Here is a 13,315-nt window from a genome sequence, read left to right as displayed (position 1 = left end):
ATCCATATTTCAAAGAGTAGGCAAAAAATTAACCCCAATATGAAGTACAAAAAATTAACTTATGCGGACCCACACGACACCCCATCTTCAAAAACGCTTAAGGCTGTTGTTAACGGATCAAATGATTGGTATGGTGCATGCAGCCTTGAAAACTTCAGTAGTGCAAGTTCATTAAGCCTTACTCATGAGGATGCACAAGGCTTTTTAGATTATCCCACAGGTTTCGCCGGCAAAGCCGCCAATTTCTGGTTCAAGGATGCAGGTGTTCAGGTATGGGGTTACGAAGAAGCTTATGACAACTGGCAAGACACGTACGGCATGGATGCAGTAACTGTCTTCTATCACTCCGGGCATGGCAATATGGATGGCAACGGCGTATTTCAGGCGCCGCTTGGCGCCAAGTGGGACAACAGAGACTGGACATTCAGCAATCAGATGGCATTTGCCAATGAGGAGCTGCGCTATTTGTTTTTCTCTACCTGTCTTTCGCTTAGAGTATCCGGCACCAATAACCCGGTGAAGACCTGGTGGAACCCCAATAAAGGGGGGCTTCGCATGTTGTTTGGTTATGAAACCACCAGTGTGGATGATCCCAATTACGGTAAATTCTTTTGGGAAGAATGGAAAAAAGGGAAATCGTTTGCCCGTGCGTTTTTAGATGCCAGCTGGCGTATCAGCCATGGCCAGGTACCAACGGTAATGGCAAGTGGCGCCAACCAGGCAGAAGCTGTCAATATGCTTAATAATGAAAAATTCTTTTCCCGTGCTGCTGCCGTAAAAAACTGGTATCAATGGCAATGGGTAGGCACACTTCCGTCAAGTGCACCGAAAGCATCGCTGCTTATCATGCCTAAGCAGGCAAATGCCATCATTCTCGGCAAAGATATCTTTGATGATGAACGCATCGGCAAAATAGCCAACGAGCTGGGGCTTACAAAGACTCAGGCAGAAACTGTTCTGTTTGATGCAGATGGCAACAGGGTACTAAAGGGTAAAGATATTCTTCTGAATGTGAACCGTGAAGGTGCATTGAATATTCATCTTGCTGCCCCCAATACAGCAAACAAAAATGCTATTGCTCCATCTAAAGCAACCAGTATTGCGCAAAAGGCCATTAAAGATCTCGGCTTTGACAAAGGCATTGAACTGAAAGAGGGGAATATGCGCCACCGCCTTACCTGTGGCGGTACTACCAAAGGTTCCGGCCAGATAGATGAAACGACTGTGGTAGAAACGATTGTACAATTCAGGCAGGCACACAAAGGAATTGAAAGCATTAATTCCGATCATGGCCTTATCACGGTATCTGTTGACAACGATGGCAACGTCACCAATATCTACAATTCAACCAAACAGGTGCTGGGCGAAACACAAAAGCCTTCTTCCATTATTGCATCACCGAAAGCGTCTCAAAAAGAGGCGGTATCGGTTGAAGATGTATTCAGGAGTAAAATTGCAGCTATTGCAAGTGCTTCCGGCAATGGTCACAACGGCCAGTTAAAGGCAGCAGATTCAGCGGCTGCTACTGTATTGCGCGAAACCATTGGTTATGACTTTTCAGACAACCTGGGACTGGTTACGCATCAGAAAGACGTTGAGATTGCCCTTACCGAACAATTTAAAAAACGTTACAAATTACGTGTACCGGTAATGGGATGATACAGGCGTAAAGTTTTATCGCGCAAGAAATAAAGGAGGGTTCTGTACCTCCTTTATTTCTACAGTCTATTGTATTTTAATCACTTTTGATATGGTCCTTTCGTTTCCCTGTTCCAGTTGTAACAGGTAGAGCCCAGCAGGATAATTTCCGGTACTGAGTTCCAGCGTATAAGTACCAGGACCGGCATTTTCCTGCCTTAGCGGGTAAACGGATTTTCCGTTTGACCCAATTAGTTGCAGGTTCAGACAGCCTGCCTTGTTAACCGTGTAGCGAATCGTCAGATTACGGGTGAAAGGATTGGGGTAGGCTTGTAACTGAAACCTGTCCAGCCTGACAACTTTATTACTTTTAGTAAAAGCGCTCCTGGCAAAAACAGGCTCCTGTGGTCTTGTTGATGGCGGGCAAGTGAGGAGTTCTGTAAGTAGCTCACCGTCACTGTTATTGCTGCTATCTAATGTAGTAGCGGCAATGTATAATTTGTGATCCGGGCCGATAAGGGCGCCACCTGGAATAAAAGGATGCAGAGATATTACCTTTGCTAAAATACCCGCTGTATCAAAGCGGATAAAGAAGGTTTCCACCTTCCAGGTATTAGTACGTTCCTGCCCAGCCACAAAAATACGCTGACAGTCGACTACCGTGCCAGTTAATCTATTTCCACTACCTACTTCGCCTACAATTTTCCCTTCGTTATTAACCTCTCCGATATTTATACTAGACACATAATGATTATCGGTATCGTATATTTTTTCATTACCATAGTTGTTGCTATCGTCTGCCAGTGTATCAACACGTGATACAACCATAAAAGGAAGATAAAAGGCATCTGAAATTTCTCCGTTTATTTGTGCCGCAGTCACAAATAATACATCGCCTGGCTCATGAATGACAGACTCATGGACTTGATTTAAACTGCTATCCAGTTGTAACTTGAACGCGTCTGTACCTGTGTTTCCTCCGGAGCGTTTAGCTCCCACTATTACTAAGCCTTTGTTAATAGTGGGAACGAATTGTACGTTGTCATTTGTGTAATTTCCGGAATAAGATCTGGCATATAATACGGCGCCAAGGCTATCCAATTCCAGGAGCTTTAATGCTCCGTTTTCACTACCCGTAATAATAACAGAATGCCGTTGACGTACCGCACCTACAAAAGAATTAACGCATGTCAGGTTCCGGCTCCAAATCTGGATTCCGCTACTGTCGGTACAAACAATCCTGCTCGTCATACCAGCCGTGCCCCTGTTGAATAACCCTGTTACAAAATAGTGGTTGCCTAGAACGGCTAACGAAAGCAGGGAATCCCTTCCTGTACCTCCCAACGTCTGACTCCATATTTTATGCCCGGCTGTATCCATCTTTTCCAGCCATATATCGGTCAGCCCATGATTCTCTCCGCCAATATCTCCGTCATTAGATGCAGTGGTACCGCCCAACAGTAACTGCCCCTGAGGAGTGAGGGCAATTGCACTGAAGCCGTCCTGCCCCGAGCCCCCTTCATCTACATGATCTTGCTCTGCAATGCCAGCCCCCGGCGGTAACACTGTTACTCCGACAGGTACCCGTGCAGTGGTACATCCATTGCGTTTGGCTTCCACATAGAAGGTGGTATCGGCAAGCAGTAAATCTGTAAAAAAGATATCACCGGAATCTAAAGGTGTCCCTCCGGTTGGAGCTGTATACCAGTATAGCCCGGCTCCTGGTGGTCCGGCCGCGAGCAAGACAGCGCCTGCCTCACTGCAATGCCCTACCACGTCATCCTGTACATCCACGCCTGGCATGGACCTGCCAGCATAGTTAACATTCAAGGCGATGAATGCGCCTATCAGGCCCGCATTCAGTCTTATTTCCACGCGATCAAAGGCGTGTGCAGGAACCCATGTAAGCAACATCTGCTGCGGTGTAATTAATCTCAGGTCAATCAGCGACCCTGTAATGTACACACGGTCGTTGTTAAAAGTATTGCCATTGTAGGTTGCCACCTCTACCCCTCCCAATAAGGAAAGATCTAACAGCTTCACCGGGAAAGACAACATTAATTTTACACTATCACCCTGGTGGCTGACTGTAGGAAAAATAACGGTTTGCTGGGCGTAACCAGCTATAGAGAGGTCTACCCGCAGAGAGGAATAAGTAGAGACGTCATCATCCACCGCCAGCGCAGGATTATCCACGCTGCAGGATATGCACAACAGCCCACCGATCCGGGAGGTTTGGGACGTTGCAGCATCGCAGGGTATGTTCTGGGAGACAGCATAAAGACAGGACCACAATAGCGTACATACAGACAATAAACCGCTTCTCCAAAAGCAGTGCTGCTTTGCAAGGATATTGGATTTCATAATGGGCAATTTTAGATATTGGGGTACTCAAAAAATGATAACAGAGACGCTTTCTCTCCAGCTGGTAGCAGATTATGACCGTAAAGAGCCTTTTACAATGTCAGAAAGATAAGATACAACATATGCTATTTTTCAGCGGAGCTAAGGGCTTTCATCATCTGGCAGCATATCGACTTTATCAAAGGTAAGATAAAGTAGTGGACACATAACATTATTTACCATTATTGATGCAGCCATATCGCCGTACCATGCGACAGCATCTCACTACGCGCCATCAACAACAGGAATCCTTACCAATATACTCCATCCAAAAACAGCACAGACACCAAACACAGCACCACTGCCACTTCTCCGCAGCAAACAACAACAACATATCAACAGAAAACCTCTGCTGCGACAATAACGCACATACGTTAATCCTTCATAAAGCATATTTTTTTCAATCTTTTTTTCTATATATTTATAAAGCTAAAACAGAGAAAACCTGTAGCCCTGATTCTACCTTAACAGCCCAAAAAACCCTTAAACGCTAAATCTGAACACCGACAATTATTACCGGCAAAAGACCCAGCAACGTTTTTTCTCTTTTTTTCAGAAAACTTTAATCGCTTATGAAAACGGTAACATAATCTCTCCCTTAATATTCATTTAAACCAAAATCTGAACCTCATGAAAAAGACACTATGCCTTTTCGCTATTCTCATGGCGTTAGTGATCCTTTCGTATGCCCAGCAACGACAGGTCACCGGGAAAGTAACCAGTAACAGTTCGCCCGTTCCGTATGTCTCGGTGCAGGTGAAAGGCGCCAATAGCGGCGCTGTCACTGATCAACAGGGACAGTTTAAATTAAAGGTTACAGGCAACGACGCTATACTGGTGATCAGAAGCGTTGGGTACATATCAAAGGAAGTACCTGTAGGCGATGCTTCTGACCTGCATATCACCTTGCAGCAGGACGACAAGACGATGCAGGAAGTGGTGATCACAGCGCTTAACGTGAGAAGGGAAAAGAAATCACTCGGGTATTCCGTGCAGGAAGTGAAAGGCGCGGATCTTAACCAGACCAAAGACGCCAACTTCATCAACACCCTCAGCGGGAAAGTGGCAGGGATACAGGTGACGGGATCGTCGGGTAATATGGGCGGATCAGCGAGGATCACTATCCGCGGCGTCAATTCCATTTTCGGGAACAACAACCCGCTCTTTGTGGTGGATGGTATCCCTATGGACAACAGTAACTTCACCGGCAACACGCCTATCGCAGGGCTGGACCAGGAACGCGGCCGTGGTGGTTACGATTATGGTAACGCTATCCAGGACATCAACCCCGCCGACATCGAATCTTTATCTGTACTGAAAGGCGCCGCCGCTTCTGCCTTGTATGGTACGCGTGGCTCCAACGGTGTTATCGTTATTACCACCAAAAAATCCAAAGCCGGTGTTGGTAAAGGCCTGGGAGTTACCTACAACCTCGGTGCACAGCTGGAAAAAGTATACATACTGCCTAAATATCAGAATGAATATGGCGGTGGTTACAATTTCGAGAAACTGTATGTAAGAGACCATCCTGAAGGATTTAAAAATGGTAAAGCCACTTATGATGACAACGATGGGAAAGGGCCATATGACCTCGTTCCGGGATACGAGCCGGATGTATCCTGGGGTCCTAAATTCGATGGCAGGCTGGTAAGGCACTGGTGGTCATGGGATGAGAACAAACAGAATCCCGATTTCGGTGTAGCCGCTCCGTGGGTAGCGCATCCCGACAACAACCGCAGCTTCTTTGAAACAGGCCGTACGATCACTAACAGTGTAGCCGTTACCGGGTCTAACGAAAAAGGCGCTTTCCGGCTCGCCTATACGAACATGGATCAGAAGTTTGTGCTCCCCAATTCAAAACTCCGGCGTAACATCGTAAGCTTCAACGGTAACTACTTTATCTCAGAAAGGCTGGAAGCCTTCATTGGCGTAAATTACACCAGTACTGACGCATTGGGAAGAACCGGTACCGGTTATCACGGCAGGAACGTGATGCAGGGTTTCTCTGAATTTGGCCACCGCGACTGGGATATGGACCGCCTGAAGAATTACTACTATCCTTATGACGGCTCGCAGCGCAGCTGGAACCGTGCGTCGTGGGATGACCCGACAACTAAATACACTGACAACCCCTACTGGATCCGGTACAAAAACTATGAAACCGATCAGCGCTACCGTGTGTATGGCAATGCCGGCCTCAATCTGAAGCTGACTGATTATCTCTCTGTAACCGGTAAGTTCATGACCGACTTTTATACAGACAGCCGCCAGGAAAGAGTAGCTATCGGTTCCCAGGGTATCCCCTCCTATATTGAAGCGACCCGTTATGTGAGAGAGAATAACTTTGAAGGCCGTATCAATTTCAACAAATCATTTGGCCGCGACTTCTCCCTGTCAGCCTTTGCAGGCGCTAACAGAAGAGAGAAATATTACAAGCTCACCGGCGGTGAAAGCAAGGACGGGCTGAACATAGACGGGTGGTACAACCTGGCCAATTCCAAGCAGCCCGCCAGAGCATATGACCGGCTGGAGAAACTGCGCGAGAATGCCCTCTTCGCCAGTGCTTCACTGGGATACAAGGGCTTACTGTACCTGGATGCCACCGGCAGGAATGAGTGGTCCAGTACACTACCGGCAGCCAACAACTCCTACTTCTTCCCTTCTGTTTCCGGCTCCTTCATCTTCTCTGAACTGGGCGGACTGAAGAGCACCGGATGGTTGTCGTTCGGTAAGTTAAGACTGGGATGGGCACAAGTAGGTAAGGGTACCGATCCTTACAATACCGTGCTGGCTTACCTCGCAGAAGAGAACTTCGGTTCTACCGCCAATATCACTGTCCCCGACAAACTGAACAACACCAATATAAAACCGGAGATCACCACGGAAGTAGAAGCCGGGCTGGAAGTACGTTTCTTCGATAACAGGCTGGGCTTTGATCTCAGCGTTTATGACAAGAAGTCGAAAGATCAGATCATACCGCTTACTATTTCTGCATCTTCCGGTTATACCACCGCTATCATCAATGCAGGGCTGATCCGCAACAGGGGATTTGAACTGGCATTAACAGGAACGCCTATACGCACCAGGAGCGGTTTCACGTGGGATCTGGGTTTCAACATTGCCCGCAACAAAAACAAAATTGAGAAGCTGTATGAAGATGCGGCAAAAGGCATCCGGGTGACTAACCTGCTGCTGGCCAACGCGCCCTTTGCCGTATCTGTGAATGCGCGCGAAGGAGAAGCCTATGGCTCTATTGTAGGATATGCCATTAAGCGTGATGAGCAGGGCCGCAAGCTGGTGGGGGACGATGGCCGTTACATCAGGGATGACAAACAAACAGTGCTGGGTAATGCATTACCCGATTATACCGGCGGTTTTAACAGTGTATTCAATTATAAAGGCATCTCGCTGGGCGTTAGCTTCGATTTCCAGATAGGCGGCAAATATTTCTCCACCACCACCATGTTTGGCCGGCAGTCCGGTATCCTGGCTGAGACGGCGGAAAACGGCATCCGTGAAAAAGGCGCTGTAGCAGATGGATATACCGTTGATGGCAAAGTCAATACAAAGAACATTTCTGCATACGATCATTTCAACGACAACAACGGATACAGGATACAGGAGCTGGATATGTGGGATGCCGGTTATCTTTATCTCAAAGAGATCAGTCTTGGTTATACGTTTACTAAGTCGTTTGTATCCAAACTGCATCTCCGTGATCTGCGGCTTTCCCTCTCTGCGAGGAATGTGTGGCTGATCAGCACAGATAATCCGCACCTTGATCCTACCAACCTCGCCATATCTTCCGGTAACGTGCAGGGCATTGAAGCCGCTGTGTTACCTTCTGTACGTTCATTTGGCGCCAATCTCTCTGTTTCCTTCTAAAAAAATGCTATCATGAAAATATCCACATATAAATACTGCTACCTGCTGCTTACCGCGTTGCTGTTGCTCAGTGCCTGCACCAAGAAATTTGATGAGATCAACACGGACCCCAACAATCCGAAAACAACTGATCCGGGCTACCTGCTGGTATCTGCGCAGAAGAAAGCCATCGACAACATCTGGAATGAATGGAACAACGGCCGTACGGGACTGCACTATGCGCAGTACTGGTCTGCCACTACCTACTCCAACGAAAGCCGCTACCAGATCCGTGAAAACCAGAACAACACTTTCTGGAACCTCCTGTATGCCGGCACCCTCAAAGACCTTAGTGAGATTATCCGGATCAACAAGGTTAAGGTGCTAAGTTATTCCAAGAACCAGATTGCCATTGCGGAGATATTCAAGGCATGGGCCTTCCACATGCTTACGGATGTTTATGAAGACGTACCCTACACTTCTGCGCTCAACGGCCTGGACAAGCCCAACAGCGAATATGATAAAGCGTCCGATATCTACACGGGCCTGCTGAAATCCCTCGCCGAGCAAGTGACGAACCTGGACATTTCGCAGGAATCTTTCGTTCCTAAAACGGACATCATCTATGGCGGTAACGTGGCCAAATGGAAACGCTTTGCCAATTCATTGCGGCTGAGGATAGCGATGCGTGTCAGCGATGTGCCTTCCATGCAGGCGCTGGTGAAGCAGACCATCAATGATGCCGTTGCCTCCGGTGTATTCACATCTAATGCAGATAACGCTATCTTCCGCTACCAGGATGCGCCGCCGAACAACAATACCTTGAATGAGTCCTATAAATCGCGTACCGACTTTGCCATGTGCAAAACGCTGGTAGATTACCTGCTTTCCGTTAATGATCCGCGGCTGCCGATCTATGCAGCGCCAGCCAAAGACAACGGCAAGTATATTGGTAAAGCCTATGGCCTCAACCAGCAGAACGGTGAAACCATTCCCAACGGCGCCATATCGCTGCCGGGTGCGGCCGTACTGGATGCCAAATCGCCGGGCGTATATATGGACTATGCAGAAGTAGAATTTATCCTGGCGGAAGCTGTAGAAAGAGGCTATATCAGCGGTTCTGCTGAGAGCCATTACAAAAATGGTATCCGCGCATCCATGGAAGACCGGGGCGTAGCTGCTGCCGACATTGATCCTTATATTGCCCGTGTGCCTTACAATGGCGGCCAGTGGAAGAATGTCATCGGAACACAGAAATGGATTGCGATGTATATGCAGGGACTGGAAGGATGGTTTGAAAGAATCCGGCTCGATATTAAGAAGCCCAACGGCGATATTCTCTTTGTACCTCCTGTAGATGGTTCACTGGATCGTGATGTAACAGTAGTGCCTACACGAATGACATACCCGGTAGATGAACAACAGCTGAATAAAAGCAATTATGACAAAGCCGTACAATCCATAGGCGGCAGGGACAGTAAGGCGGCAAAGCATTTCTGGGACCTCTATTAATATTTTGATATTTTGATATTTTGAGATGTAGGAATTTAAATGCAGCGAAGATTGATATTTCTTGTTTATTTAAATGTAATTGCCGTTGCATTAAAATTCCTACATCACAAAATCTCAAAATCCACAAATCTCAAAATTCATAAATCCCGCGGATCAATATCCATCAGCGGATACTTTTCATAATCTTTCAGGAAGAAGTGCCACCACTCCGTTTCGAAGGCTTTGAAGCCGTATTCCTCCATGATGGCTCTCAGCATGGTGCGATTGTTCAATGCTTCTGCATCGCAGGCAAGGTAGGTGTAATGTGCTTTCTCTGTGAAATCATCATACCCTGAGGGCATCCTTACGGGTTTGCCGGTACGCAGATTTATCAGTGTCAGGTCTACGGTTACGCCGCGGTTATGGCCGGAACCTTTCTTAGGATCTGCTACATAGCGGTCATCTCCTATTTCCTCCCACATCTTTTCTGTAACGCGGTAAGGCCTGTAGGCATCAAAGATCAGCAGACCCAATCCATTTTTATTCAGGGTTGCCTGTATCTCTTTCAGGGTTTCGGCTGCCGCGCGCCGCAGGTAAGCATATGGGTGCGGGTACAATTTGCGGTGCATGAAATTATTGCGGGTGGCATACCGTATATCCAGCTTAATGCCGGGAATAAAAGTACGCAGATCTACCAGTGCCTGGCTACTGTCGGTCGCCACCAGCTGGCGATACAGCGTGATATTGTCTACTACCGGCAAGCCGTATTTGTTCGGGGGTATGCCTTGCGCCATTACTATTGTACTGCCGGTTATGACTAACAACCATGCATACACGCTTATTACTATTTTCATGCGATCAGATAGATTGATTGTTTGATCAGAAATCCACTCCCAGCCTGGGTCTTTTATCTTCGTTGGCTACCCGGAAGCCGGTGCTGCGGAAATACCATCCTTCCGGATTCGTTTCTATGGAGAAATATTTCATAACATAACGGGGTGTTTGTGTATAAAAATAGGAAAGCGCGGTGGTAAATGGTGCGTGCATGGGATATTTTTTGTACCTTCAGAAACAGACAACAGAACAATTGTCTTTATCCTAACATCAGCCCGAAAGAACACTTGATATTTTGTCAACCTTTAAACCGTATTAACCCAGGGCCTCCACCGTACCGGCTGTAAAGTGTTTCATCTCAACCTAAATCAAAACCCAAAATTACCGAACATGAATAATCTGTTCAAAGCAGGATTATGTATCCTCATGTGTAGTACTATCTTTATTTCCTGTCGTAAAGACCAGACGGAGGAAAAACCTAAAACCGCCATTTCCGGGGATGTGATTGCGCAGATCAAAGCCCTGGGATTTAACACCAATGAATTAAGAAGAGTGGATGATGGTTATGTTGTAGAAGGAGACATCTTTCTGTCCGACAAATCACTCACCCAGAAAGCAGACGGCAAAAAGCTGCTCATTGCCAAAGAAGAGCAGTACCGCACCAATAACCTGATCGCAGCTAACGGTCACCGGGAGATCACGGTATCTGTTACGGGTCTTCCTCCTGCCTATGTAGCCGCTACAGATGAAGCCATTGCGCGCTACAATGCACAGGGGTTGCGTATTACATTCAGGAGAGTAAACAGCGGAGGCGAGATTGATATTATCAATGCGAACCTGGGCTGGGGCATTCTTGGGCAGTCTGCCGGCTTCCCTGATGCCAACGGCAATCCTCCAAGCCCCATCAAACTCAACGCGGGGTATATCGGTAACAGTCCCAATCAGGCTTACATGGCTACCATTATTGCCCATGAGATAGGCCATACTATCGGGTTCCGCCATACCGACTATTTCAACCGTGCATACAGCTGCGGCTCCGGCGGCAATGAAGGCGATGCAGGCGTAGGCGCTATCAACATCCCCGGTACACCAACTGCCGCTGATCCCAACAGCTGGATGCTGGCCTGCGTAGGCGCCAATGTAAGCCGTCCGTTCAATGCAAACGATGTGATTGCCCTGCGATACCTCTACGGACAATCAGGCGGCGGCAATCCTATTCCTGATGGCGTATACAAAATCGTCAGCGATGCCAGCGGCAAAGTGGTGGATGTAGATGCCAACACCATTGGTAACGATGGTGCTATTGTACAACAATGGGACTGGTTGAACGGCAACAATCAGAAGTGGCAGTTCAACTACCTGGGTAATGGCTACTATCGCATCACCAGTGTTGCCAGTGGTAAAGTGCTGGATGTAGATGCCAATACCATCGGTAATGACGGTGCACGCGTGCAGCAATGGAGCTGGCTTTCAGGCGACAACCAGCAATGGGCGCTCCGCGCTGAAGCGAATGGCTCCTATGCGATTATCAGCAAAGCAAGTGGTAAAGTACTGGACGTAGACGCCAATACCATTGGTAACAATGGCGCCTTTATCCAACAATGGACCTGGCTGAACGGCGCCAATCAGCGCTGGTACATCCAGACACCCTGATAACACTGCATGATAAAGCCGGCGTGGAGGCCCGCTATTCATTATAGTTGAACTATTACCGGACGCGTGAGAAGTCTGCATTCGCAGTAACAGATAATAACGGAAAACGTGATACATACCAGAAGGCGTCCTCAACAGGGCGCCTTCTTTGTTCAATAAAGATGGGACGGTTACTATACAAAACAACAATAATACAAATGTTACAATAACCTTTCTTCTGTCTGCATGAGGTCTATCACTTTGAATTTAACATCGTTCTCTCCTTTTATGAACAACTGCACCAGGTCAGGATCATGCCATTCCACATTATGCCGCAGAAAATCCAGGAATCCATCCATTTTCAGGGAATGATAAGCTATCATCTGGATATGGTTGAAGAGGTTCCCGTTGTACCAATGGCGGGGCATACTTTTATTCCTCAGTGAAGTGATATAAAAACGTTCGCTTCTGCCGGTGAACAGTTTTATCTTTTCAATAATACTGTTCTCATCATCCAGCGAACTAAATGAAAGGATAAGATTGGTTACGTTGTTCATAAGGTCAGTTTTTCATGTTTTTCTTACTTGACATATGGCCTTTGCCTCCCCGTGTGACAGGTACTATGCAGTTGGCAGAATCGCGACATACAGGTATTTCGGTTATATACAAAAAATATCCGGCGCCTTTATTCCATTGTGACGGGATGCCATTGGAGCGTTACACATGACTATTTTCCCATTCTTCATTCTGTTGATACGTTCTCCAGGAAAAACACTATGGCATCGAGGCTAACACCAAAGCCCAACAAACAATTCAGAAAAAACAAGGTCAAACAATAAATAAATTCAGTTTATTCTCTCTCAGATATGAGCACAAGCTAAACAAAGTAAACCGAAAATAAGGAGTCCCATTTTGTTATTTATATGTTAACCGGCATACAATATACTTATCCTCTTTAAGCCACCGTATTACATATGATGAGATCGCTTCTATAAAATATTCTTACCATGCGTCACACCGTCAAGATACCATCATTTTATTTTCAAAAACGATTATACATCACCGTTGGTAATCCTGCAAATGTTACAAAAGACGGTTTATTATTTGGCTCTTTTGGATTCTTCTTCGGCCCCTGTTTTCCGTTTGCGGGGAAGTTTCTTCTGCTTACCGAAGTTCCAGGCGAAGGATGCTTTCACAAACCGGTTCTCAAAGCGATCGGTAGCTTCTCTTCTGATGCCGCCGAAGTTGAGGTGACTTCTGATCACCATCTGATCAAAGATATTCAGGGCGTTGAGGGTGATGGTGGCTCTGTTATTCAGTATCTTCTTTTGTGCGCCAATATCGATCTTCCACATAGCATCGTCTTTAAACGCGCCATAGTTGAAAGGTCCGATCAGTGAGCAGGAAATATCCAGTGTGATGCTGGCGTGTAATGTGAAGGTATGTTGTGTAT

9 protein-coding genes are annotated in these 13,315 nt (G+C 46.9%); 4 read left to right on the top strand and 5 right to left on the bottom strand.

All coding sequences use genetic code 11. The annotated features are described in order from the left end of the window. Positions 1–39: 39 nt before the first annotated feature. Positions 40–1,659, top strand: a complete 1,620-nt coding sequence (locus VM802_RS20115; protein WP_325533875.1) for a DUF6345 domain-containing protein — start codon at positions 40–42, stop codon at positions 1,657–1,659. A gap of 66 nt (positions 1,660–1,725) precedes the next feature. Here the strand turns inward: VM802_RS20115 and VM802_RS20110 are convergent, their stop codons facing one another. Then, positions 1,726–4,002 carry a T9SS type A sorting domain-containing protein gene (locus VM802_RS20110; RefSeq protein ID WP_325533873.1) on the bottom strand — a complete coding sequence of 759 codons (2,277 nt, stop codon included), beginning with the start codon at positions 4,000–4,002 and terminating at the stop codon, positions 1,726–1,728. Between the two features lie 669 nt (positions 4,003–4,671). Here VM802_RS20110 and VM802_RS20105 point away from each other — a divergent pair. Further along, positions 4,672–7,926 (top strand): SusC/RagA family TonB-linked outer membrane protein, encoded by a 3,255-nt coding sequence (locus VM802_RS20105; RefSeq protein WP_325533871.1) that lies wholly within the window; start codon positions 4,672–4,674, stop codon positions 7,924–7,926. Between the two features lie 12 nt (positions 7,927–7,938). Continuing rightward, a complete protein-coding gene (locus VM802_RS20100; protein WP_325533869.1) occupies positions 7,939–9,417 on the top strand; it encodes a SusD/RagB family nutrient-binding outer membrane lipoprotein in 1,479 nt (492 codons plus the stop codon). Between the two features lie 137 nt (positions 9,418–9,554). On the opposite strand, the gene VM802_RS20095 is transcribed toward VM802_RS20100, so the two are convergent. Both VM802_RS20095 and VM802_RS20090 read right to left on the bottom strand, forming a co-directional pair. Then, positions 9,555–10,250 carry a M15 family metallopeptidase gene (locus VM802_RS20095; protein ID WP_325533867.1) on the bottom strand — a complete coding sequence of 232 codons (696 nt, stop codon included), beginning with the start codon at positions 10,248–10,250 and terminating at the stop codon, positions 9,555–9,557. Positions 10,251–10,275: 25 nt separating this feature from the next. Further along, on the bottom strand, positions 10,276–10,443 hold the full coding sequence (locus VM802_RS20090) for a hypothetical protein (protein WP_325533865.1): 168 nt from the start codon (positions 10,441–10,443) through the stop codon (positions 10,276–10,278). Positions 10,444–10,620: 177 nt separating this feature from the next. Between VM802_RS20090 and VM802_RS20085 the strand changes: the two genes are divergently transcribed. Further along, positions 10,621–11,883: a M57 family metalloprotease gene (locus tag VM802_RS20085; RefSeq protein ID WP_325533863.1), complete on the top strand. Its 1,263-nt coding sequence runs from the start codon at positions 10,621–10,623 to the stop codon at positions 11,881–11,883. Between the two features lie 200 nt (positions 11,884–12,083). Here VM802_RS20085 and VM802_RS20080 read toward each other — a convergent pair whose 3' ends face one another. Together VM802_RS20080 and VM802_RS20075 are read right to left on the bottom strand one after the other, a co-directional pair. Then, positions 12,084–12,419 (bottom strand): hypothetical protein, encoded by a 336-nt coding sequence (locus VM802_RS20080; RefSeq protein WP_325533861.1) that lies wholly within the window; start codon positions 12,417–12,419, stop codon positions 12,084–12,086. A gap of 543 nt (positions 12,420–12,962) precedes the next feature. Next, positions 12,963–13,315: outer membrane beta-barrel protein (locus VM802_RS20075; protein WP_325533859.1), on the bottom strand; the 353-nt coding region annotated here is incomplete at its 5' end.

The organism is Chitinophaga sp., assembly GCF_035538455.1.
Taxonomy (GTDB): Bacteria; Bacteroidota; Bacteroidia; order Chitinophagales; family Chitinophagaceae; genus Chitinophaga.
Note: the sequence above shows the minus strand (reverse complement) of the source record. Positions and strands in the feature narration are given on the sequence as shown.

What these genes read in the sequence shown, in the direction of transcription:
- VM802_RS20115 (WP_325533875.1), top strand. Translation starts at nt 40, where the DNA reads ATGAAGTACAAAAAATTAACTTATGCGGACCCACACGACACCCCATCT.
- VM802_RS20110 (WP_325533873.1), bottom strand. Translation starts at nt 4,002, where the DNA reads ATGAAATCCAATATCCTTGCAAAGCAGCACTGCTTTTGGAGAAGCGGT.
- VM802_RS20105 (WP_325533871.1), top strand. Translation starts at nt 4,672, where the DNA reads ATGAAAAAGACACTATGCCTTTTCGCTATTCTCATGGCGTTAGTGATC.
- VM802_RS20100 (WP_325533869.1), top strand. Translation starts at nt 7,939, where the DNA reads ATGAAAATATCCACATATAAATACTGCTACCTGCTGCTTACCGCGTTG.
- VM802_RS20095 (WP_325533867.1), bottom strand. Translation starts at nt 10,250, where the DNA reads ATGAAAATAGTAATAAGCGTGTATGCATGGTTGTTAGTCATAACCGGC.
- VM802_RS20090 (WP_325533865.1), bottom strand. Translation starts at nt 10,443, where the DNA reads ATGCACGCACCATTTACCACCGCGCTTTCCTATTTTTATACACAAACA.
- VM802_RS20085 (WP_325533863.1), top strand. Translation starts at nt 10,621, where the DNA reads ATGAATAATCTGTTCAAAGCAGGATTATGTATCCTCATGTGTAGTACT.
- VM802_RS20080 (WP_325533861.1), bottom strand. Translation starts at nt 12,419, where the DNA reads ATGAACAACGTAACCAATCTTATCCTTTCATTTAGTTCGCTGGATGAT.